General features: G+C 63.2%; 10 protein-coding genes. All 10 read left to right on the top strand.

Annotated features, from left to right (window positions below; translation table 11 throughout):
* The first annotated feature begins 194 nt into the window (after positions 1-194).
* The 10 genes from AB4Y87_RS21795 to AB4Y87_RS21750 are packed head-to-tail and all read left to right on the top strand — an operon-like array spanning position 195 to position 22,118.
* Complete coding sequence (locus AB4Y87_RS21795; protein ID WP_442006341.1) at positions 195-6,314, top strand: Ig-like domain-containing protein; 6,120 nt, start codon at positions 195-197, stop codon at positions 6,312-6,314.
* Positions 6,315-6,372: 58 nt separating this feature from the next.
* Complete coding sequence (locus tag AB4Y87_RS21790) at positions 6,373-7,344, top strand: AAA family ATPase (RefSeq protein ID WP_416417455.1); 972 nt, start codon at positions 6,373-6,375, stop codon at positions 7,342-7,344.
* A 34-nt stretch (positions 7,345-7,378) separates the two neighbouring features.
* A complete protein-coding gene (locus AB4Y87_RS21785; protein ID WP_442006360.1) occupies positions 7,379-8,668 on the top strand; it encodes a DUF58 domain-containing protein in 1,290 nt (429 codons plus the stop codon).
* Complete coding sequence (locus AB4Y87_RS21780) at positions 8,665-11,154, top strand: transglutaminase family protein (RefSeq protein ID WP_442006340.1); 2,490 nt, start codon at positions 8,665-8,667, stop codon at positions 11,152-11,154. The genes AB4Y87_RS21785 and AB4Y87_RS21780 overlap by 4 nt, the downstream gene beginning before the upstream one ends.
* Positions 11,147-12,550: an RDD family protein gene (locus AB4Y87_RS21775; RefSeq protein WP_442006339.1), complete on the top strand. Its 1,404-nt coding sequence runs from the start codon at positions 11,147-11,149 to the stop codon at positions 12,548-12,550. The genes AB4Y87_RS21780 and AB4Y87_RS21775 overlap by 8 nt, the downstream gene beginning before the upstream one ends.
* Positions 12,547-13,443, top strand: coding sequence for a PP2C family protein-serine/threonine phosphatase (locus AB4Y87_RS21770; RefSeq protein WP_442006338.1), 897 nt, complete (start codon positions 12,547-12,549; stop codon positions 13,441-13,443). Before AB4Y87_RS21775 ends, AB4Y87_RS21770 begins: the two co-directional genes overlap by 4 nt.
* A complete protein-coding gene (locus AB4Y87_RS21765) occupies positions 13,430-15,208 on the top strand; it encodes a hypothetical protein (RefSeq protein ID WP_442006337.1) in 1,779 nt (592 codons plus the stop codon). The genes AB4Y87_RS21770 and AB4Y87_RS21765 overlap by 14 nt, the downstream gene beginning before the upstream one ends.
* Positions 15,205-16,908, top strand: coding sequence for a serine/threonine protein kinase (locus tag AB4Y87_RS21760; RefSeq protein WP_442006336.1), 1,704 nt, complete (start codon positions 15,205-15,207; stop codon positions 16,906-16,908). Before AB4Y87_RS21765 ends, AB4Y87_RS21760 begins: the two co-directional genes overlap by 4 nt.
* A gap of 48 nt (positions 16,909-16,956) precedes the next feature.
* On the top strand, positions 16,957-17,661 hold the full coding sequence (locus AB4Y87_RS21755; RefSeq protein ID WP_442006335.1) for a hypothetical protein: 705 nt from the start codon (positions 16,957-16,959) through the stop codon (positions 17,659-17,661).
* Positions 17,658-22,118, top strand: a complete 4,461-nt coding sequence (locus AB4Y87_RS21750) for an FtsK/SpoIIIE domain-containing protein (RefSeq protein ID WP_442006334.1) — start codon at positions 17,658-17,660, stop codon at positions 22,116-22,118. The genes AB4Y87_RS21755 and AB4Y87_RS21750 overlap by 4 nt, the downstream gene beginning before the upstream one ends.
* The last annotated feature ends 65 nt before the right edge of the window (positions 22,119-22,183 follow it).

The following is a 22,183-nucleotide window of genomic DNA, read 5'->3' as shown; positions in this document are numbered from 1 at the left end:
GCCATAGGCTGTCAAAGCCAATGGAGAGTCCAATCTCGGGTTCCCTTGGCTACTCGTGCGGTGCGTGGGATAGTCTTAGGGACTGAAAATTCCGCCGCCGTATGGGGGTACTGCGGAATGCAAGGCTGCCGGCACATGCCGGTCTGCCTGGACGCCGCCTGGGGGCGGCTGTACAACAAGGGAATTTTGGGGCTGTGACATCTTTCTTCGGCAAGCTGGGGCTGAAAAAGCGTCGAAACAAGAAACTCGTATCTGCAACTGCAGTGACTGCGGCCGGCGCCTTGCTGGTAGCGGGCGCAGTACTGTATCCGGGGTTCAAGACGGCCGAGGTCGATTTGAACGACGGCGGCGTGTGGGTTGTGAGCAAGACCAAGAATGCCGTGGGACGGTTGAATTATCCATCCCGGGTTCTTGATGGGGCCGTGACACCGGCGACCACCACCTTCGATGTCCTGCAGCATGACGGCAACGTCTTTGTGGACGATGAATCCGGCTCCACCATCAACCAGGTCTCCGCGGCGAACCTGAAGTTGGGTGGCGACAAGCAACTGCCCTCGTCCTCGCAAGTCAGCTACGGTTCCAGCGTCCTCTCAGTCACCGACCCCGCCCGCGGAAAAGTGTGGGCACTCTCGCCGTCTACCGTCAATGGCTTTGATGAAGAGTCCACGGAACCCGTCCTCACAGGCGACCAGAACCTGGTCTCCGCCGTCGGACAGGACAACCGCATTTACACGGCGGACCCGGGCAAGGGCGAAATCACCATCACCACCGTGGACGCCAACGGCGAACGGACTGCCTCGGAAGTAACCAAGGTGGACGAGCTCAAGGGCGCAGGTGATCTGCAGATTGCTGTTGTGGGCGACAAACCGGTAGTGCTGGATGCCGCATCCGGAAATCTCTTCCTCCCCGGTGGCCGCAAGCTCCAGCTACAGGACGCCCGGGAAGCCAAGCTCCAGCAGAGCGGCGAAGACAGCGGCTATGTGGCCATCGCTACGCGCAAAGCCCTCCTGAAGCAGCCTTTGGACGGGTCCACGGCAGCGACAGTCACCGTGGACGGCGAGGGAGTTCCCGCCGCCCCCGTGCGGGTCAGCAAATGTGTTCACGCAGCGTGGGCCGGGGCCAACAAATACGTCCGTGATTGCGACAACGATGCAGACGACAAGAAAAACGATGTTCCCAAGGCCAGCGCATCGCCCAGCTACGTCTTCCGTGTGAACCGGGACCTCGTGGTCCTCAACGACATCAACTCCGGCAGCGTGTGGCTGGTCAACCAGAACATGCAACTCGTGAACAACTGGGACGATGTTGTCCCGCCAAAGAACCAATCCGATGACCAGGACCAGGAATCCGCGGACAACAACACCATCAACGTCCTCCCGGACCGTACCAAGCCGAACCGACCGCCCGAGACCAAACCCGATGAGTTCGGCGTTCGTCCCGGCCGCACTTCCGGTCTGAGCGTCCTGGACAACGATTCAGATCCCGACGGCGATGTCCTCACCGCCTCGGTTGGCGCCAACGGCCCGAAGTCGGGTGCGCTGGAGAACATTTACGGTGGCTCAGCGTTCCAGATCAAGGTCCCTCCCACCGCGAAGCCCGGCACGGAGGTCTTCGACTACAACGCAGCGGACGGCCGTGGCCTGTCGGCTGGTGGCAAGGTGACGCTGCACGTCGTCGCGCCGGAAGAGAACAAGCCCCCACTGTTCAAGCGCGCCGAGCCCACTACGATGCTCGTGGAGCAGGGCAAGTCCGTTAGCCAAAACATCCTGACCGACTGGATGGATCCCGACGGCGACGACCTCGTCCTGCTGGACGCCAAGGCTGACAATGACCAAGACCAGGTCAAGGTCCGCCGGGACGGGTTGCTCACGTACCAGGATTCCGGCGCAGCGCCCGGCAAAAAGAACGTCACCATCACCGTCTGGGACGGCCGTGCCACCACCACGGGCCGTGTGGTGGTGAACGTGCAACCGCCCGGAGCCCTCGCACCGGTGGTCAACGCGGACCACGTCACAGCAGTGGTGGGCCAGGACCTGGTGATCTCCCCGTTGAAGAATGACGTTGACCCCAACGGCGGCGCCTTGCGCGTGGCCCATGTTGAGGCTGCGGGCCCGGCAGAGCTGGGTCCAGTGACCGACGGCGGAACCTTCACGTTCCGCAGCAACACCCCCGGCCCTGTGTATTTGAGCTACATCGCCAGCAACGGACCACAAAGCAGCCAAGGCTTGATCCGCGTGGACGTGGAGTCCGGCAAGGACGCCGGAGCCCCGGTTGCTGTCCATGACGTCGCCCTGCTGCCTGTGGGTGGAAGCGTGTTGGTTGATCCGTTGGCCAACGACTCCGATCCTTCCGGGGGAGTCCTCGTCCTCCAGTCGGTTACGGTGCCCGACGGCTCCTCGGCGTCGGTCAGTGTGATCGACCACAGCGTCCTTCGCGTGACTGATGTCCTCGGCGCCAAGGAACCGTTCGTGTTCAGTTACACCATGTCCAACGGGCGCGCTTCAGCTACCGGAACGGTGGGCGTCGTCCCGGTGCCGGCCCCCGCCGTCGTCGAGGCTCCCCAGCCCAAACCCGACGAAGTGARCGTACGCGTCAACGACGTCGTCACCATTCCTGTCCTGGACAACGACACGCATCCGCAGGGTGAAAAGCTTTCTGTTGATCCGGTGTTGGCCCAGCCCGTTGCCGAAGAAGACGGCAAAGCATTCATTTCCGAAGACACGCTCCGCTTCATCGCAGGTCCTGCCCCCAAGACTGTGCGCGCCATTTACAACGCCGTGGATCCCCAGGGGCAGAAGAGCGCCGCTGCAGTGACCATCCACATCCTCCCGTTGGAAGGCGCCCAGAATTCGCGGCCACAGCCCAAGAACCTGACGGCGCGGGTAGTGGCTGGCGGCAGCGTCCGCATTCCGGTTCCGTTGGATGGCATAGACCCCGACGGCGACTCTGTCCAGCTAACCGGCATCGACAGCACACCCAGCATGGGAACAGCGACGGCGGGTAGCAACTTCATCGATTTCGTCGGCGCAGGCGATGGTGCGGGTACCGATACGTTCCGATACAAGGTGATTGACCGCCAAGGAGCGGTCAACACGGGAACTGTCACAGTCGGGGTTGCGCCGCGCGGTGAAGACAATCAGAAGCCGGCTCCGGTGGACGACGAAGTCAAGGTCCGGCCGGGCCGTCAGATTGCCGTGGATGCTACGGCCAACGACACTGATCCGGATGGTGACCTGATCCGGATCGTGGCCGATGGCATTGAAGCTGACCCGGGCTTGGACGCCCATGTGAGCAAGACCAGTGGCCGCATCCTTATTACCGCGCCTGCAGCCGAAGGCACGGTGAACGTCCGCTATTCCGTGGCCGACGACCGCGACGCCGTGGGCCAGGCCAGCATCCGGGTGATCGTCAGGAACGATGTCCCGCTGCAGGCCCCGATTGCCCGCGACGACCGCGTGACATCGGCGCAGACTCTTGGGAAGACGGCCGTAGACGTTCCTGTCCTGAAGAACGACGAAGACCCCGATGGCGTGGGGGAGAATCTGAAAATCAGTACCGGATTGGAGACGGCCCGGCCCGGTTCTGAGGGCAACGTCATCGTTGATCTCACTGAGCAGCCCCAACTGGTGCCCTACACGGTGGAGGACGTGGACGGACAGAAGTCCACGGCCATCATCTGGGTGCCGGGCATCGGGCAGCAGGTTCCCACCTTGGCCAAGGACGAGGTGGTGGAGCTGGTGTCCGGCCAGTCCGTCACCGTAAGTTTGGYCGACTGGGTCAAGGTCCGTGATGGACGTTCACCCCGCCTCACCCAGGCGGACCGCATCAAGCTCATCGGGGCCGACGGCAGCGATCCTATTGCCAACGGTGGTACTGCAATCAAGTACACCGCAGGCGCAGAATACGTGGGCCCGGGATCCATCAGCTTTGAAGTCACGGATGGAACAGGTCCTGATGATCCCAACGGCTTGAAGTCCACGCTCAGCATCCGTACCAAGGTGCTTCCGGACCCCAATAAGAACAATCCGCCCACGCTGCTTGGCAGCCAGGTTGAGGTTCCCAAGGGGGACTCGGCGAGCCTGGACCTGGAGAAGCTGACCTCGGATCCTGATGCCGACGACGTCCAGAACATGAGCTACGAGCTGGTGGGCGCTGCACCCGGTGGTTTCCGGGTGAACGTCGACGGCAAGACACTCAAGGTTTCCGCGGACGATTCCGTGCAGATCGGCCAGAGCGGCACAGTCCAAGTGAAGGCCAAGGACCGCCGCGGACTGGAAGCACTCGCTACGTACAAGCTCTCCCTGTCCGCATCCAACCGGCCCAAACCCGTGGCCAATGATGACGTGGAACCCGATGCCCAATCGGGCAAACCGGTCACCGTCAATGCGCTGGCGAACGATTCGAACCCCTTCCCGGATACACCCCTGAAGATCGTTTCCGCAGTGACGGAGACGGGGCAGGGAACGGCGGAGCCCAGCAACAGCGATGTCACAGTGACGCCCGCGGCAGGCTTTACAGGAACGATGGTTGTTGCTTACACGGTGGAAGACAAGACGGGCGAGACATCCCGGTACGCCACGGCACGCATTCGCCTCACGGTGAAGGACAAGCCGGCGGCCCCGACCACTCCGCTGGCACAGAGCGTCGGCGACCAAACAGCCTTGCTGACTTGGAATGCCCCTGCGGACCGTGGGTCGCCCATCACCAAGTACACGGTGTACGGCGAAGGCGGCTTCAAACAGGACTGCCCTGCCAACACCTGCACCCTGACGGGCCTAACCAACAACGTGAAGTACCACTTCGCAGTGACCGCCACCAACGCCATCAACGAGTCCGATCGCTCGCCCGTGTCCGCCGAGGTTCGACCCGACGTCAAACCGGACACCCCCGTGGCGCCGACTCTCAAGTTCGGGGACAAGCAGTTGTCCGTAGCCTGGGTCCCGCCAGCCAGCAAGGGTTCGCCCATCAAGTCCTACGATCTCGAGATTTCCCCGGCTCCCGCGGGCCAGAATCCCCAGATCCAGAACCTCACCGGTGCAAGCTACGTCTGGAAAGGCCTGACGAACGGCGTTGCCTACAAGGTCCGCGTCCTGGCCAGGAACGATGCCAAAGAACCCTCGGAGTGGAGTCCGTACTCCGCCGCGGAAACTCCGGCAGGGGTACCGGCAACACCGGCTGCTCCCTCTGTGTCCGGCGCAGGATCAGTTGGCAGCCAGAGCCAGTTGAAGGTCAGCTGGGTAGCTCCCAACAACAACGGCGACCCCGTGTCTGCCTACACGCTGACCACCTACCGGGGTGGCGCCGTCGTGGGTTCCCAATCTGTAGCCGCGACATCGCAGAATGTCACCGTGGCAAACGCTGAGGCTGACTACACCTTTACTGTTTCGGCTACCAACAAGGCCGGTGTCAGCGGAGTCAGCCAGCAGTCTGCGGCCATTCGTGCTGCGGGTAAACCCGGCACGGTGGGCAGCGGTTCGGTCGCTGCAACTGGCAGCAGTGGACAGCTCCGGGTGACGTTTACGCCGCTGACCGCCGCGGAACGCAACGGTTCCCAGGACAACGAGATCTCCTATCGCTGGCAAACCGCCTACGGTTCGGGTCCGATTGGCCGCGGCGCCGGAGACATCGGTGGCCAGCCCAATGGCACCAACGTGGTGGTCAACATCATTGCCACTTCAGTGAAGAACGGCATGTCCGGCGATGCCAAGGCAATCGGCACGGGGAACCCCTATGGGCCTCCGAACGCGCCGAACGTCAACGGTGGAAAATCGGCAAAGGGCGACGGCCAGGTGCACTGGACGTGGAACAACCCATCCATGAACGGCCGTCCCTTGGATCACTACGAGGTCAGCCTGGACGGTGGCGGTTGGAACGGCGTGGGTAAGGCCACGAGCTTTGATGCCTCCGGCGGGGGATGGAGCAACACCCGCAACCTGAAGGTCAGGGCTGTGACTGTCGTAGCCGGACCGGCCGGCAGCGCCAATTCCACCAGCGGCGACGACCCCACCCCACCGGTCACCACGGTCCGCGTGAAACGGTCCGACAACAACAGTTGCCCGGGCAAGCCTGGCGTTCCTGACCGTTACAGCAACGTTAATGGCGACGCCCGATGCGGCAGCAGCGACGCCAACTGGGTTTCGTATTCGGATGGATGGATCACCTCGGCTTGCTGGATGAACATCTACGGCTCCAGCGAGTCATCCAACTCGCCGTCCTACTACAAGTGGTACCGGATGGAAAACGGCCCTCACGCGGGGTGGTACGTCAAGCTCGCGACCATAGACGTCAACGGTCCGGACGTTGGCCGATGCTGACTCGTGCTGCCCGGCAAGCCCTTGATCAACCCCACTCCCAAGTAAAGGATTCAACCCCATGACCATGACAAACGAGCAGGCCGCATGGTTTGCAGAAACGTTCGAGAAGCTCGTTGCCAACGTGGGCCAGGCCGTTCTGGGCAAGGACCACGTGATCCGGCTGACCTTCACGGCGATGCTGGCTGAAGGCCATGTCCTGTTTGAAGATGCGCCGGGTACCGGCAAGACCTCGCTGGCCCGTGCCTTGGCTGCGACAGTGCAGGGTTCCCACAACCGCATCCAGTTCACTCCGGACCTCCTGCCTTCGGACGTCACGGGTGTGACCATCTATGACCAGAAGACCCAGAAATTCGAGTTCCACAAGGGCCCTGTCTTCAACAACATCGTCCTGGCTGATGAGATCAACCGTGCCTCCCCGAAGACCCAGTCGGCGTTGCTGGAGGTCATGGAGGAATCACGCGTCACTGTGGATGGCACCACGTACGAGGCAGGCCGTCCGTTCATGGTCCTGGCTACTCAGAACCCGATTGAACAGGCCGGTACGTACCGCCTGCCCGAGGCACAGTTGGACCGCTTCCTGATCAAAACATCCATAGGCTACCCGGACCACGCCTCCACCGTCAGGCTCCTGGGTGGGGCGAATTTGAAGGACCGTTCCAAGGACCTCACTCCCATCATCACCACCCAGGCCGTGGCAGACATGGCGGACCTCGCCGCCACCACCCACGTGGACACTGCAGTGCTGGAATACATTTCACGGCTCTGCGAAGAGACGCGCAACGCTTCCGAGACCCGCCTTGGCGTCTCCGTCCGTGGTGCTTTGGCCATGGTGCGCGCCGCGAAGGTTTGGGCCGCCGGACAGGGACGCAACTTTGTGCTGCCGGACGACATTAAGGAACTCGCTCCCGTGGTCTGGACACACCGTTTGGTGATGGATCCCGAGGCCGAATTCTCGGGCGCGACGCCGGAGGTCGTGCTCACTCGTGTCCTGGCCGAGGTGGCGGCCCCGCAGCAACGCGCGAGCGCATAGGGCTGTGCGAACGCTTAACAAAGTAGCCAGTGCATTGCAGCGCAAACCCGGCATCCAGAAGGCTGGCAAACTCCATCCTTCGGCCGTATGGGCTGAAGCAGTGGGAACAGCAGGTGACGTTGTCGCACCGGCATGGGCCAAGGTGCGGGAACTGTGGCTTCGCTTCGCCTGGCCTGTCCTTTCCGTGGTGAGTGTGCTCGGCTGGGTGGTCCTTGCCGCCGCTATTGGGCTGTGGATCGCCGGCCAGGCCTGGGGCTGGCAAGAGGCGAATTCTGCCGCAATGGTTGCTTTCCTGCTGTTTGTGTTGGCGGTCGGCTTCATCGTGGGCCGTTCGGCTTACGGCGTGGTCCTGGATCTGGCCCGCACCCGTGTGGCAGTGGGGGACGATGCAGTTGGCAGCATCGCAGTGTCCAACGTTTCGGCCAGGCCGCTGTTGCCTGCTGCCTTGGAGTTGCCGGTGGGCGCCGCGACCGCTGTCTTCCACTTGCCCCGCATGAAGCCGGCCCAGATACATGAGGACCTTTTCACCATTCCGACGGCGCGGCGTGCTGTGATTGTTGTCGGTCCCGTACGATCCGTGCGTGCTGATCCGCTCCATCTCCTGCGGCGGCGCGTGCTATGGACTGCGCCAGTGGACCTTTTCGTCCACCCGCGCACCGTACCTTTGGGAGGCTCGGCTGCCGGCTTCATACGCGACCTCGAAGGCATGCCCACCACGGAACTTTCCAGCGCCGATGTGTCCTTTCACGCATTGCGTGACTACGTTCCGGGGGACGATCGCCGCCACATTCACTGGAAGACAACGGCCCGCACCAACAAACTGATGGTCCGGCAATTCGAGGAAACGCGCCGCGCGCACCTGGCGATTTCGCTCTCCATCAACACCGACGAGTACGATTCCGAACCCGAATTCGAAATGGCCATTTCCGTTGCCGCGTCGATCGGCCGGCAAGTCATCCGGGAGCAGCGTGAGCTGGACGTCCTGACCCAAAAGGGACCGCTGCGCTGTGAAACCGGCCGTAACCTGCTGGACGACATGACCAGGATTGTGGGGGCACCCCTGCGGAAGACCGCCGTCGACCTCGCCCGGAACCTCTCGGATACCGTTCCCAACGCGTCGGTCGTGTTCTTCGTGGTCGGGAGCCACGTCACGGCGACGCAGCTCCGCACCGCGGCCGCGTCCGTTCCGCCGGGCGTTCGCAGCCTGGCCGTCCGCGTCCAACCCGGGGCGGCGCCGTCGAGGGCCAACATTGCAGACCTGACGGTCCTCACAGTTGGCGACCTCGATGACCTGGCCATCGTGCTGAGAAAGGCGGCAGCATGAGCACCGCACCAAATCTTCGCGCGCGCCGCAGGGACACCAACAGCGGAGCCAGGCGTGCCAGCGAAGGCTCGCCATTCGCCGACGGCCGACCCCGTTGGCATTTTGCCGTGGACTGCGGCGCCCTTGTGGTCCTGCTGTTCCTGGGCGTGCTTGGCTTCAGCCTTAGCTTCGGTGGCGATCCTCGCTACCTCATCGCGGGCCTGGGCGGCATTTTCATCGGACTCGGCAGCGCGATCCTGAACGCACACCTCCGTTTGGGATTACTGATCACCACCGCACTGGGTTTCCATGCGTACATGCTGTTCGGTTCGGCATTGGCAGTGCCGGACTCAGCCGTCCTCGGCTTCCTGCCGAGCCTCGATTCGTTGCGGACCTTGCTCCTGGGCATAGTTTTCGCGTGGAAGGACATGCTCACGGTCGGCGTGCCAGTGGGCACGGCCAACGGCATGCTCATCGTGCCGTTCCTCAGTTCAATGATCACCGCGCTGGCCGCGGGTTTGTTGACCTGGCGCCTGAAGAGTCCGTACTGGCCGCTGTTGCCGGTGCTGGTCCTTTTCGTCACCGGCATCGCCTTCAGTACCAGCGCGGGCTTCCTTAATGTGGAGCGCGGCATTTCGCTGACTATTGTCTCGATCCTCTGGGCGACGTTCCGCCGTGACGCACTCCGGCAGAGCAGCACCAAGACCGTTTCGGCCAACAGGGCTGAGTCCGACGCCGGTGCTGCCCGCCGCGGGAAGCTTCGCCGCCTGGGGACTGCTGCTGCCGTGGTGGTCGCCGCCGTCGGCATCACGGCAGTCGCTTCGCCTTTGGTGACTGCGAGCGACGACCGGAAGGTACTGCGCAACACGATCGTTCCGCCGTTCGACCCCCGCGACTACATCACCCCGCTTGCCAGCTTTCGGAATTTCGTGAAGGACGAGAAAGACCAGACGCTGTTTACTGTGAAAGGTCTACCCAAGGACGCACGCGTGCGACTGGCGGCGCTGGATGCCTTTAACGGCCTGAACTACACCATGGATCCCAACAGTTCCGGCAACTTCAGCAAGGTGGGAGATGCCCGTTCGCTAAACACGCTGGCCGATACTGGAAGCCCTGTAGCCGGAACCAATTACACGCTGGAAATCAGCATCGAGGACTACCAGGGCTACTTCGTCCCGGGCGGCCGCCACACCACAGGTATGAACTTCCTGCAGAGCTCCGGGGCGGCGTCCGGCCTATACTTCAACGCCGGCACCGATACGGCAGTGACCACCAAGGGCCTGGCAAAGGGCGACAACTACACAGTCCAGGTTTCTGATCCGGGAACTCTTGAACATGGCCAGCTGACGCAGTACGACTTCGCCAAGCTCACGTTGCCCGAAGCCCAGGAAGTACCGCCGATCGTCGCCTCGCAGGCAAACGAGCTCTCGGCTGACGCTCCCACGGCCATCGACCGGGTGCGGCAGATCGAAGCCCATTTCCAGAAGAGCGGGGCGTTCAGCAACGGACTGGTGGCTGACGGCCAGTTGCCTAGCTTGCCTGGTCACAGTGCGGCACGTGTTCGCAGCCTGCTCTCCGCCAAGCAAATGCTGGGCGATGACGAACAGTACGCCGTCGCGATGTCACTCATGCTGCGCCACCTGGGCATCCCTTCGCGCGTTGTCATGGGGTTCTACCCGGATCCCAAGAGCCCGGAAAACGGTGCGGGAGACGTCAAGATCCTGGGCAAGGACGTGCACGCCTGGGTGGAAGTGGCCTTCGACCGCGTCGGTTGGGTATCGTTCGATCCCACTCCGCCCAAGGACAACATCCCGATCCCGCCGGACCCCGAAAACAAGTCCAAGCCGAAGCCGCAGGTGCTCCAGCCGCCGCCCCCGCCGCAGGAGCCCGCGGACCTCCCACCGGATTCCACCCCGGATGCCCTGGATGCTGATGAGAAGAAAAACAACCCGTGGCTGTTCTGGGGGCCGCTGCTTGCCGCTATCGGCGTGGCAATGATTCCGCTGGGGATTCTCGCCGTGCCGCTGTTGCTGATCCTCCTGCTGAAATCACGACGCCGGAAGGCACGTTTTCATGATGGCCACCCCGCCCAGCGGGTCGGCGGCGGATGGAACGAGGTGTTGAGCCTTGCCACTGACATGGGCGCCTCGATCGACACCAAGTCCACGCGGCGGGAATCGGCTACTGTCATCGCCGATGCCTTCCCTGTTACAGGGACGACCACCACGATGTTGGCGCACAGGGCTGACGCCGCGGTTTTCGGGGCGGGGCAACCCAGTGAGGAAGAAGTCAAGGAGTACTGGGAGATCGTGGATTCCTCGCTTGAGGACATCACGGGAAGCGTTGGTTTCTGGAAGCGGCAGCAGGCGCGGTTCTCGCCGAGGTCGTTGCTTTCCGATGGCAGGGCCGCGCTGCGCCGGCGGGAACAGACACCCCCGGCCCCCACGAAGGGTGGCATGTTCACCGCGGGCAACCTGTTCAAGAAGAAGGGCAGCATTGATGAGTAGTGAAGCTGAGCTGTGCCCGGCCTGCAAACACCCGGTCCGCCCCGGCGCAGCTTTTTGTACTCATTGCGGATCGCCGCTGACCAATCGTGGAGCCCGGAAGGAACGCAACGTCAACCGTGCCCAGGCTGCGGCCCTTGATTTCGCAACCCGGCAAGGCCTGCCCGATCCCGGTAGTATCTCGGTAGTGCCGGCGTCAACAGCACCGATGCAGCCGGGACGTGAAGCAGCTGCAAACGTACATCCGGGGCCAGGGGGAGGGACCACAATGACTGCACAGCTCGAGCTGGTGCCGGCATCCGCAGGAAAACGACTGGGTGCGGCAGTGCTGGACTGGTTGGGACCTGTTGCCGTCCTGGCAACCACGTTCGCCCTTGGCATCGCGGGCATCACCCAAAGCCGGCGGAACGGCTTTATCGTCTACGACACCTCCCTGCTGGTCCTCTTGGGGAGCATCGGCCTCGGTGTCACGGTTCTGTACGTGTTTGTGCTGCTCGGAATCGAAGCCCGGTCCGGAAACACCATCGGTAATCAACTGATGGGCATCCGCAGTTCCGATGCCGATGGCTACGCACCGGGCGCCGGCGTGGTTTTTGTCCGTGGACTACTCACAGGCGGACTCCTTCTGCTCGGGACAATCCTGGGTGCTGTGCTGTTGGGCCTTGGCTTGCTTGGGTTGGTCCTGTGGATCACCCTCCCTCTCATGGTCCTTGGTGTGGTTTGGGCCGTCCTGGTGGTTGTTTCCAATGCCTGGGACAGGAACGGCAAGCTACGCGGCTGGCATGACAAGGCAGCGAAGTCCTTGGTGTTCGACGTCCACGCGGGCCGCAATCCGGTCGCTACTGGAGGGATCCAGGGGCCCTACAGCTTCGCGCCCGTGGAGCTACCGCCCGTGCAGCCAGTGGTGTCACCCATGCCATCAATGTCTGCGGCAGCAACCATCTCCCGGGCAACCGCAATGGCAAACCCGGTTCCAGCCCCAATACCAAAGCCAGCTCCCGTTGCCCATGCCCACCCGGACGACGACGTCGAGCGGACGCAGATGCGCCCCGGAAATGCCCGGGTGGAGGCCGTGCTCCGCATCCGTGTTGACGACGGCCAGGACGTCGAGCTGGGTGGTACCGTCCTTGTTGGCCGCAATCCCGCACCCCAGCCTGGGGAAGCTGCGGAGCAGTTGTTGGCCGTCTCGGATCCTGGAAGGTCCATCTCCAAGACCCACTTGCACCTCCGGGTTGATCGAGATGGAGTATGGGTCACAGACCGCAACTCAACCAATGGCAGCGCTGTCACTACCCCCGATGGCCTCCAGACCCGGCTTCAGCCTGGGGAAGCAGTTTTCGTCAGACCCGGTTCCACCGTTCACTTCGGGGACCGTTCCTTCCACCTAGGACAAGCATGAACTCACAGCCGGCCAGCCCCGCCGACGCCAACGCCGCTGGATCCGCCTTCCAACTCAGCTACGGATACGGCACGGACCGCGGACTGCGTCGCGAGCTGAACGAGGACTCCTTCATAGCTTCGGATCCCGTCTTCGCCGTGGCCGATGGCATGGGAGGCCATGAGGCAGGCGAGATCGCCAGTGGCGTGTGTGTGCGGACCCTGGGCAGTTCCCCTGTCCTCGCGGCAGGGGTCCGTTCGGCTTCGGCGGCGGACTTGCAGGAGTGCCTGTTGAAGGCCGACGCCAGCATCCGCGAAGCCACGGGAGGGCGTGCGGGCACCACGCTCTCCGGCGTCGTGGTGGTGGAACAAATGGGCGTGCCCTATTGGCTCGTAATGAACATCGGGGATTCCCGGACGTATCGCCTCAGCCAAGGGCATTTCGCCCAGATCAGCGTTGACCATTCAGAAGTCCAGGAGCTGGTGGACTCCGGTGACATCACAGCCGAGCAGGCTGCCGTTCACCCCCGCAGGCATGTGGTCACACGCGCTTTGGGCACTGGCGACGAAACCGAGGCGGACTTCTGGTTGCTGCCCATCCAGGAGGGGGACCGGATCATGGTCTGCTCCGATGGGTTGAACGGCGAACTGGGGGATGACCATCTCTTCCGCATCCTCAGCACCGTGGCCCATCCGCAGGACGCAGTGGATGCTTTGATCCAGGCTGCCCTGCGCAGTGGCGGACGGGACAACGTCACGGTGATTGTGGTTGACGCCAAGAACGTCCTTAACGACGCCGGCATCGCCACCACCGCGCCGCGCCCGGAGACCGAATCCGAGGTGGAGGAGGACACTCTCCCCAGGGCCTGGGTCACCGGAACGGATCAGGAGGAGGGCGTAGATGGAAAGCAATAACAACCCATCCCACGCCCGATACCAGCGGGGTGACTGGTTCGGCGTCGTCCGTCAGGGCACTGTGGTGCTGCTCGGCCCGGACACGTCGCCTGCCCTGATCGATTCCGTGTGGGAGCTCCTCGCGTCCGCGCCCGAAGCCCATGAGGTCCTCCACGAAGTGACCGAGGCTTTCGGAGTTTCCCTTAGTCGCATCCCGCCCTTTGGCATCATCGACTCCAAAGACGCCCTGCGCGTGTTCCTTCGCGGCGACCTCGAACTCGTTGTGAAAATGTCCGCCGGGGAAGAGGTGGTCTCTGGACGCGACGTGACTACCTGGACGGAGCGCCGGCTCAGCGCGGCTGATTCGTACAGCCTGCGGATAGGCTCAAACCCTGGTAAAACCTCGACGCCGGATGGCAGCTTGCCGCTGGAGGAGGGCGTGGTTCTGCTTGCCTCCCTCGAGGTGGTGCTCCAACCCGCCACTGTGAAGGTTCCGGGGCTGGCAGTGGTTTCCGATGAAACAATGATTGGCTACGCCGATGCCGACCTGGGTCTGACTATTGCGCCCGGGCATTCCGAAGGCCATATGCAGCCGGAACAGCCCGAAAGTCATGTTGAGCCGGAGAGTCCCGAACAGCCCGAAAGCGCTGAAGAATCCTCGGGCGTTCCCGGCCACACCAGCACCACGGATCCCATAGTTCCTTCGCTGGAGACCACCACCAACTATGACCACCTGTGGGACAAGACGGTCATGCGCAACATCGAAGACGCAGCTGTGCGTGTGGACGATGAATCTGAGGATCACGATGCTCCGGCGCCACAAACTCCGGCACCAGAAGTTCGGGCACCAGAAACTCCAGCACAAGAAGCTTCGGCGTTAGAAAGACCCCCGGCAGCTTCGGCATCAAGTCCTGGGCATGTGCCTGCACTGATCGAGTCCGTTCCCTGGCTGCGAAGCCCTGGCGAAGTGCCCGCAGCTGACGAACGGGTCGAATCGATTGCTCCGCCGCCAGCCCCTCCCGCTTCAGAGAATGGCAACAGGCCCGCGCCTCAGGTTCCGGCGGGATGGGAGTCGGCACCGGCGGGTTTGGCGTCGATGCCCGCGCTTCGGCCCAACACGACAACGAACAGCACGCCAACGAACAGCACGCCAACGAACAGCACGCCAACGAACAGCGCGCCAGTGGGCAACCTGCCTTTGGACGGTGTCCCCGCAGAGGGCGATGCTGATCATGACGGGCAGACGATCATGAAGAGCAGCATCGTCAGCCAGGACGCACAAGGTGCTGTGCCCGGGGTTGGACCGAAGGATGCCGCGGCTGGCAATGGTCCCAGCGTTTTAGCACGGGTGTGCTCCCAAGGTCATGCCAACCCGCCTACGTACTCCCAATGCGCCACGTGTGGTTCCGCCCTATCCGGTGACTCCCTCCAGGTCCCGCGTCCCCGCTTGGGCAGGATGCGGTTATCCACGGGTGAACTGATCGACTTGGATCAGTCACTCATCATTGGGAGGCAGCCGTCAGTGTCCCGCGTCCAAGGCGGCACGATGCCCAAGTTGTTGCAGGTGGAGAGCCCCGGCGGGGACATTYCCCGCTCGCATGTCGAGGTTCGCTTGGAGGGTTGGCACGTCATGCTGTGCGACCTCAAAGCGACGAACGGAACCGTGCTCATTAGAGAAGGCCAAGCACCCCGCCGACTCGCCCAAAACGAGATGGCCATCCTTTTGGACGGCGACATCGCTGAACTGGGTGACGACATTTCATTGCGTTTCGAGGAGATTCTTTGAGTTCCAAGAGGCCCCCCGCGCCGCCTCCACCCATCCCCGGTTTCAAGTACGTCAGCCTGCTGGGCTCCGGTGGCTTCTCTGACGTGTACCTGTACGAGCAGGACAGGCCGCGCCGTAAAGTAGCCGTCAAGGTGCTGCTGTCCGACTTGAAGACCGAGGGCGCGCGCCGCCGATTCGAGTCCGAAGCGAACCTGATGGCGCAGTTGTCCTCGCACCCGTACATCGTGACGATTTTCGAAGCGGAAATCACGGAGAGCGGCCATTCCTACCTGGCCATGGAGTACTGCTCCCGGCCCAGCCTCGATGTCCGCTACCGCCGTCAGCGCTTCAGCGTGGATGAGGTCCTAGCCGTCGGCATCCAGGTGGCATCCGCCGTCGAGACGGCCCACCGCGCCGGCATCGTGCATCGGGACATTAAGCCCGCCAACATCCTGGTCACCGACTACAACCGTCCCGCCCTCACCGACTTCGGCATCTCCGGCACCATTGGGGCAGATACCGCGGACGACGCCGGAATGTCCATCCCCTGGTCACCGCCGGAGCAATTCCGCGGCGGGGCCGTCGATGGCGTTCCGGTGGACATTTGGGCGCTCGGTGCCACGCTGTACACGCTGCTTGCGGGTCGTTCACCGTTTGTTCTTCCTGGCCAGGACAACTCCCAGCGGGAACTGATTTCCCGCATTACCAACTCGCCCCTGCCCAGGCTCGGCCGTGCCGACGTTCCGGAGTCCCTGGAACTCGTCCTGTCCACGTCAATGGCGAAGTCCCCGGAATCCCGCTATTCGTCGGCCCACGCTTTTGCCTTGGCGTTGCAGCGGATCCAGACTGAGCTGAACTTGTCCGTGACGCCCTTCGAGGTGCTTGAAGAACCGGGTCACGGGGACGAGCAACACCCTGACGACAACTTCGAGGAAACACGCGTCCGCAGCATCGCCTCGATCGATCCGGACGCGTCTGGAACTGCTACCACTGGCTCGGCTCCCACGTTCCCGGCACGGACCTTCCCGTCCACGGTTCCCGGCGCCACCCAGGCTCCAGCACAGCCTGGCCAGGCCCACGCCCAGTCAAACCCGGCCCAGCAAACCCCGCCGCAGTTCCACGTGCCAATCAGGGAATACCGACAGGCCGGGGAACCGGCGGTGGCGGAGTCGACGGTTCTCCGCGGCTGGCAGCCTTCGCGTCCGCAGGACGACGTAGGCGCAACGGTCCGGCGCTCGAAGGCACCTGCAGGCGCATCGCCGGCGTCCCAAGACGATGCGCCCGCTCTGGACCATGGCAAGCGCAATCTCTGGCTGGCGGCGACCGGTGCCACGGTTTTGGTGGTCGCCATTGTGGTTGGCGTGGTCCTGGGTGCCCAGGCGCAGCCGAAAGTGGCGCCCACGGAGACGTCAAGCAAGCAGCCCGTTGACGCCCTGGGCGATGGCGGGGTTCCTGACGTGGAAGGCTTGGTCGGCAAGCGCAGGGCGGACGAGCCCGACTTCGCCGATTTCGAGTGGAAGAACCCGCAGCCCAAGAAGGGCGACACGTACAAATGGCGATACAAGACAGCCGTCCTCGACGGTGAATACAGCAGTTCCGAAGTGGAACCCCATGCACTGGCCTATGGCACGGAATCGCCACTTTGCATCCAAGTGCTGATAGTACGTGCTGACGGCAGTGCCTCGTCCGGAGGACAGGGATCCATTGCCTGCGTGGATTAGCAGGAGTCACATGAAGCTCATTTACGGCCATCTGAGGAGGCACAGATCATGGGGGATCTAGCAATAGATTTCTGTGGCGAATGGTACGAACCATCCGACGAAGACGTCTTTGACATCGGTCGCGAAGGGGACTTGGAGGTCGATGACAACCCGTACCTGCACCGGCGCTTTTTGCAGATTGCACGTTACGACGGGATGTGGTGGCTCAGCAATGTAGGCAGCATGCTCTCTGCCACGGTCGCGGACGGATCGGGCGGTATGCAGGCCTGGTTGGCTCCGGGCGCACGGATTCCGCTCGTTTTCAGCCACACCAACGTGATCTTCACAGCCGGGCCTACCACTTATGAGTTCGCCGTGCATCTGAAGACGCCGTCCTTCCGGCATGAAGCCAGGGATGAGGACCAGGCGGGGGACACCACCATTGGCCCTGTGGTCTTTACCGACTCGCAGAAAGCCCTGATCGTCGCCCTCGCCGAGCCCATGCTGCGGCGGGACGGCACCGGCTTCAGCGCCATCCCGTCGTCGGCGGAGGCGGCCAAGAGGCTGGGATGGGCCCTGACCCGCTTCAACCGCAAGCTGGACAACGTCTGCGACAAATTGGATCGCGTGGGCGTCGTGGGCCTGCGTGGTGGCGTGGGCAAACTCGCTACCAACCGCCGTGCCCGCCTGGTGGAGCACGCGGTGACCTCACACCTGGTGACAGCCGCGGATCTGTACCTTCTGGAAACCATGTCGGGAGCAGACGAAGCATGAAGTTCCGCTTGACCTTGCGGCGAGACCCCGCGGAAGCAAAGGACCTCGCCGTTACGGTGGATGGTCGCGCCACCGTGGCGGACATCGCCACCGAACTTTGGGCCGCCGACCCCGCGCGCAAGGGGACCGAACCGCCGTCGAACCTGTCCATCAGCGTGGACGAAGCGTTCGTGGGCGGAGGGCTTTCAGGCCATGTCCTCAGGCCCTCGGATAACCTGCTCGAGTCCGGGCTGCGGCCAGGCTCCAAGGTTTCGCTCGCGCAGGTGAGCGAGCAGTTCGCGTCGAACGGCAACGGCGGTACCAACGGCCAAAACCGAGGGCCAGCCGCGGCGACCCTGCGCGTTATGTCAGGGCCCGACGTCGGACGCGAATTTTCGCTGCCATTCGGCACCAGCTACATTGGCCGGGACAGGGACGCCGACATCCGTCTCTCGGATCCGCTGACGTCCAAGCGCCACGCGCGCATCACCGTTGGCGAGACCGTGGAGATCGTGGACACGAACTCGGCCAACGGACTCCTCATGGAGGGTTTGCCGGTCACCCGGGCGACGCTTGAATCCTCGGATACGGTGACCTTGGGCGATACCACCGTGGGAGTTGTGTCACTGTCGCGGAACCATGGAGGCGGCCCGTCATCGCCGCTGGTCGACTTCAACCGCTCGCCACGTGTGCTGCCCAGGTTCGAGTCTCCCAAACGCGTGCCGCCAGCTGGCCCCAAACGCCCCGAACATCAACCCTTCCCGTACATCATGTTGATCGCACCGCTGCTGATGGGTGGCGTTCTTTTCGCATTCACCCAGAACCTGCTCTCGGTGCTTTTCATGGCCATGATGCCGCTGTTCATCGTTGGCCACTATGTGGATCACAAGATGCAGAGCAAGCGCCAGGCGAAAGAAGGCCATAAGCAGTTCCAGGCTTCCATGCTTGCGTTCCGCGAGGACATTGACCGGCAACAGAACATTGAACGGGCAGTGCGGCTTCAGGAAGCGCCGTCCATCAGCGATACCGTGGATGCCATCTACAAACTCGGCCCGCTCCTGTGGACCAACCGTCCTGAGCATCAGCATTTCCTTGGTGTCCGGTTCGGACTCGGATCTTCGCCGTCGCGGATTCAGTTCGAAGAACCCGGCGCCAACGAAACCGAACCTCGGTACATGAGGGAAATCCAGGAATGCCTGCAGCAGGTCCGCGTTATTGATGGCGTGCCGATCGTATCGCAGCTGCGAACGTCGGGTTCATTCGGTGTGGCGGGGGACCGCAGCGTGGTGGACGATGTCGCCCGGGGCATGGTGCTTCAGTTGGTGGGGCTCCATTCGCCCGCCGAGGTGGTGTTGACTGCATTGACCTCGGCCCGCTCGCGTGAGCGTTGGGACTGGTTGCAGTGGCTCCCGCACGTTGGTTCCGGCCACAGCCCGCTCTCCGGCGACCATCTGGCCGCCGGCCCCGCTGCTGGTGCCTCGCTGCTCTCGCGCCTGGAGGACCTTGTGGAGCAGCGCGAGGCCCAGGCCAAAGAACCCGGTCCGCAGCCACGCCCCGCGCTCAAGGACGAGCACGAAGAGATTCCCGGCCCCGTGGTACCTGCCGTCCTGGTAGTCGTTGAGGACGATGCGCCTGTGGACCGGGGACGGCTGACCCGACTCGTGGAACGCGGCCCGGACTTCGGCGTGCACGTAATGTGGGTGGCAGCGAATGTGCAGTCCCTGCCCGCAGCTTGCCGGGACTTCCTCTCCGTCGACGGCGATCACGGCACCACTACCGGCCAGGTCCGCCTTGGCCGCCACACCTACCCGGTGAGCTGCGAAAGCCTCGACGCCGATCTCGCTACGCAGCTGGCGCGCATGATGTCGCCGCTGGTGGACGTCGGAAATCCGCTCGAGGACGATTCGGACCTCCCGCGTGCCGTTTCCTACGCCACCTTGATCGGCAAGGAACTCATGGACAACCCGCAGGCCGTGGCCGAACGCTGGCAGGAGAACAACTCGGTCCATGCCACGGCGGTGCCCAACCGCAAGGACAACGGTAGCCTGCGTGCTTTGGTGGGCTCCAAGGGGGTTGAACCTTTCTATCTGGACCTCAAGAACGAAGGACCGCACGCGCTGGTGGGCGGAACCACTGGCGCAGGTAAGTCAGAGTTCCTTCAGTCATGGGTGATGGGAATGGCAGCGGCGTACAGCCCGGACCGCGTCAGCTTCCTGTTTGTGGACTACAAGGGTGGCGCTGCCTTTGCGGACTGCCTGCACCTGCCCCACACCGTGGGGCTCGTCACCGACTTGTCTCCGCACCTGGTACGCAGGGCCCTGACCTCATTGCGGGCCGAACTTCACTATCGTGAACGCCTCCTGAACCGCAAAAAGGCCAAGGACCTTCTGGCGCTGCAGCGGGAAGCGGACCCCGAGGCGCCGCCCTACCTCATCATCATCGTGGACGAATTCGCGGCCTTGGCCACCGAGGTCCCGGAGTTCGTTGACGGCGTGGTGGACGTTGCTGCCCGTGGCCGTTCCCTGGGGTTGCACCTGATCCTCGCCACCCAGCGCCCTGCGGGCGTCATCAAGGACAACCTGCGGGCAAACACGAACCTCCGGGTTGCTTTGCGCATGGCTGATGAAGTGGATGCAGTGGACATTCTTGGCGTCCCCACGGCGGCCTACTTCGATCCTTCCATTCCAGGCCGCGGTGCTGCGAAGACCGGGCCAGGCCGCATCCAGGGGTTCCAGACCGGATACGCAGGTGGCTGGACCACCGAGAAGCCGCAGCGCCCCCGGATCGACATCGTGGAGATGGCCTTCGGATCCGGTCTCTCCTGGGAGCCACCGCCTGCCGCAGCTGTGGAGGAAGAACCCGCAGGCCCCAACGACATCGCCAGAATGACCGGCAACATCATCCGGGCGGCGGACTTCCTTGCGATCGAACCACCACGGAAGCCGTGGCTGAACGAACTAGCCATGACCTACGATTTCTCCAAGCTGCCAAACCCCCGCACGGACGAGCGACTCCTGCTGGGCGTGGCCGACGACCCCGCACACCAGGACCAGCCCACCGTGTTCTACGAACCGGACAAGGACGGCAACATGGCCGTCTACGGTACTGGTGGTTCGGGCAAGTCAGCGGCGCTGCGCGGAATCGCCATCGCCGCTGCCGTCACGCCGCGTGGTGGGCCCGTCCACGTGTACGGCATCGACTGTGGTTCCTCAGGTTTGAAGATGCTGGACGGACTTCCGCACGTGGGGGAGGTCATCAACGGCGACGACGTCGAGCGGGTTGGCCGCCTGCTGCGCTGGCTCAAGGAGGTCGCCGATGACCGCGCGACGCGGTTCGCCGAGGTCAGGGCTTCCACGATTGTTGAATACCGGCAACTCGCAAACCGTCCGGACGAAAAGCGTATCTTTATCCTGGTGGACGGCATGTCCGCCTTCCGTGAAGGCTATGAGTACAGCAACCTGTCCGCACTGTGGGACATCTTCCTCCAGCTGGCAACCGATGGACGTCCCCTGGGTATCCACTTGGTAGTGAGCGGTGACCGAACCAACTCTGTTCCGGCGTCGCTCCTTGCCTCGATCCAAAAGCGTTTGGTCCTGCGTCTTAGCTCCGAAGACGATTACATGACGCTCGATGTGCCCAAAGACGTTCTCAATGCAGCCTCGCCTCCCGGCCGCGGTTTGCTCGATGGCCTGGAAGTCCAACTGGCCGTGCTGGGTGGCAACTCGAACCTGGCGCTGCAGGCGCGCGAAGTGTCCAAACTCAGCCAGGCCATGGTGCGCCAGGGCCTGGAGCAGGCACCACAAATCCAGCGGCTTCCGGAACTTGTGGACTTGGATATCCTGCCCACCGGTGCACCGGACAATCCTGTTATTGGTGTGGACGACGAGACCTTGGGTTCGGCCACCATCGCTGCCAAGGGTTCGCTCCTGCTGGCGGGGCCGCCTGGTGCCGGACGCACAGTCGCCTTGGTCACCTTGGCATACGCCCTGCGGCGATCCAACCCGCGAGCAGACCTCATCTACATCGGTTCCCGCCGCTCTGCCGTTGCCTCACTGAACATCTGGAGCAGGTCCCTGGTGGGGCCGGACGAGGTCTCGGACGTGGTAGATGACCTCGTCGACAAAGCCACGGACAACCCCGGCAGCATGGCCATCTTCATCGAGGGCCTCACCGAGTTCACGGACACGTTGGCAGAATCAGGCGTGGGACGGTTGGTCACGGCTGCCATCAAGGCCGATCAGTGGGTGGTGGGCGAGTCCGAAACCTCCACGTGGTCCCAGGCGTGGTCCTTGGCCCAGCCTTTCAAATCGGGCAGGCGTGGACTGTTGCTCAACCCTGGAGATGTGGAAGGGGATACCCTCCTGAACACCTCGCTGGGCAGGATCAGCAAGGACTTCATCCCTGGCCGCGGGTACATCGTGGGACGTGGAAAGGTACGCAAGCTGCAGATCGCCATGCCGCCCGAGAACCGCAGCTAGGAATTGGCTGGCATGGGCTCACATCCGGACGGGTCAATAATGTCCGTGGGTTGCGGCAAGATAGA

The organism is Paenarthrobacter sp. RAF54_2 (assembly GCF_052113945.1).
GTDB lineage: Bacteria > Actinomycetota > Actinomycetes > Actinomycetales > Micrococcaceae > Arthrobacter.
The sequence above is the reverse complement of the archived record's forward strand: the minus strand, read 5'-3'. Positions and strand labels throughout refer to the sequence as shown.

Coding starts and splice junctions, on each gene's coding strand:
- AB4Y87_RS21750 (WP_442006334.1), top strand. CDS start 17,658: ATGAAGTTCCGCTTGACCTTGCGGCGAGACCCCGCGGAAGCAAAGGAC.
- AB4Y87_RS21755 (WP_442006335.1), top strand. CDS start 16,957: ATGGGGGATCTAGCAATAGATTTCTGTGGCGAATGGTACGAACCATCC.
- AB4Y87_RS21775 (WP_442006339.1), top strand. CDS start 11,147: ATGAGTAGTGAAGCTGAGCTGTGCCCGGCCTGCAAACACCCGGTCCGC.
- AB4Y87_RS21770 (WP_442006338.1), top strand. CDS start 12,547: ATGAACTCACAGCCGGCCAGCCCCGCCGACGCCAACGCCGCTGGATCC.
- AB4Y87_RS21780 (WP_442006340.1), top strand. CDS start 8,665: ATGAGCACCGCACCAAATCTTCGCGCGCGCCGCAGGGACACCAACAGC.
- AB4Y87_RS21790 (WP_416417455.1), top strand. CDS start 6,373: ATGACCATGACAAACGAGCAGGCCGCATGGTTTGCAGAAACGTTCGAG.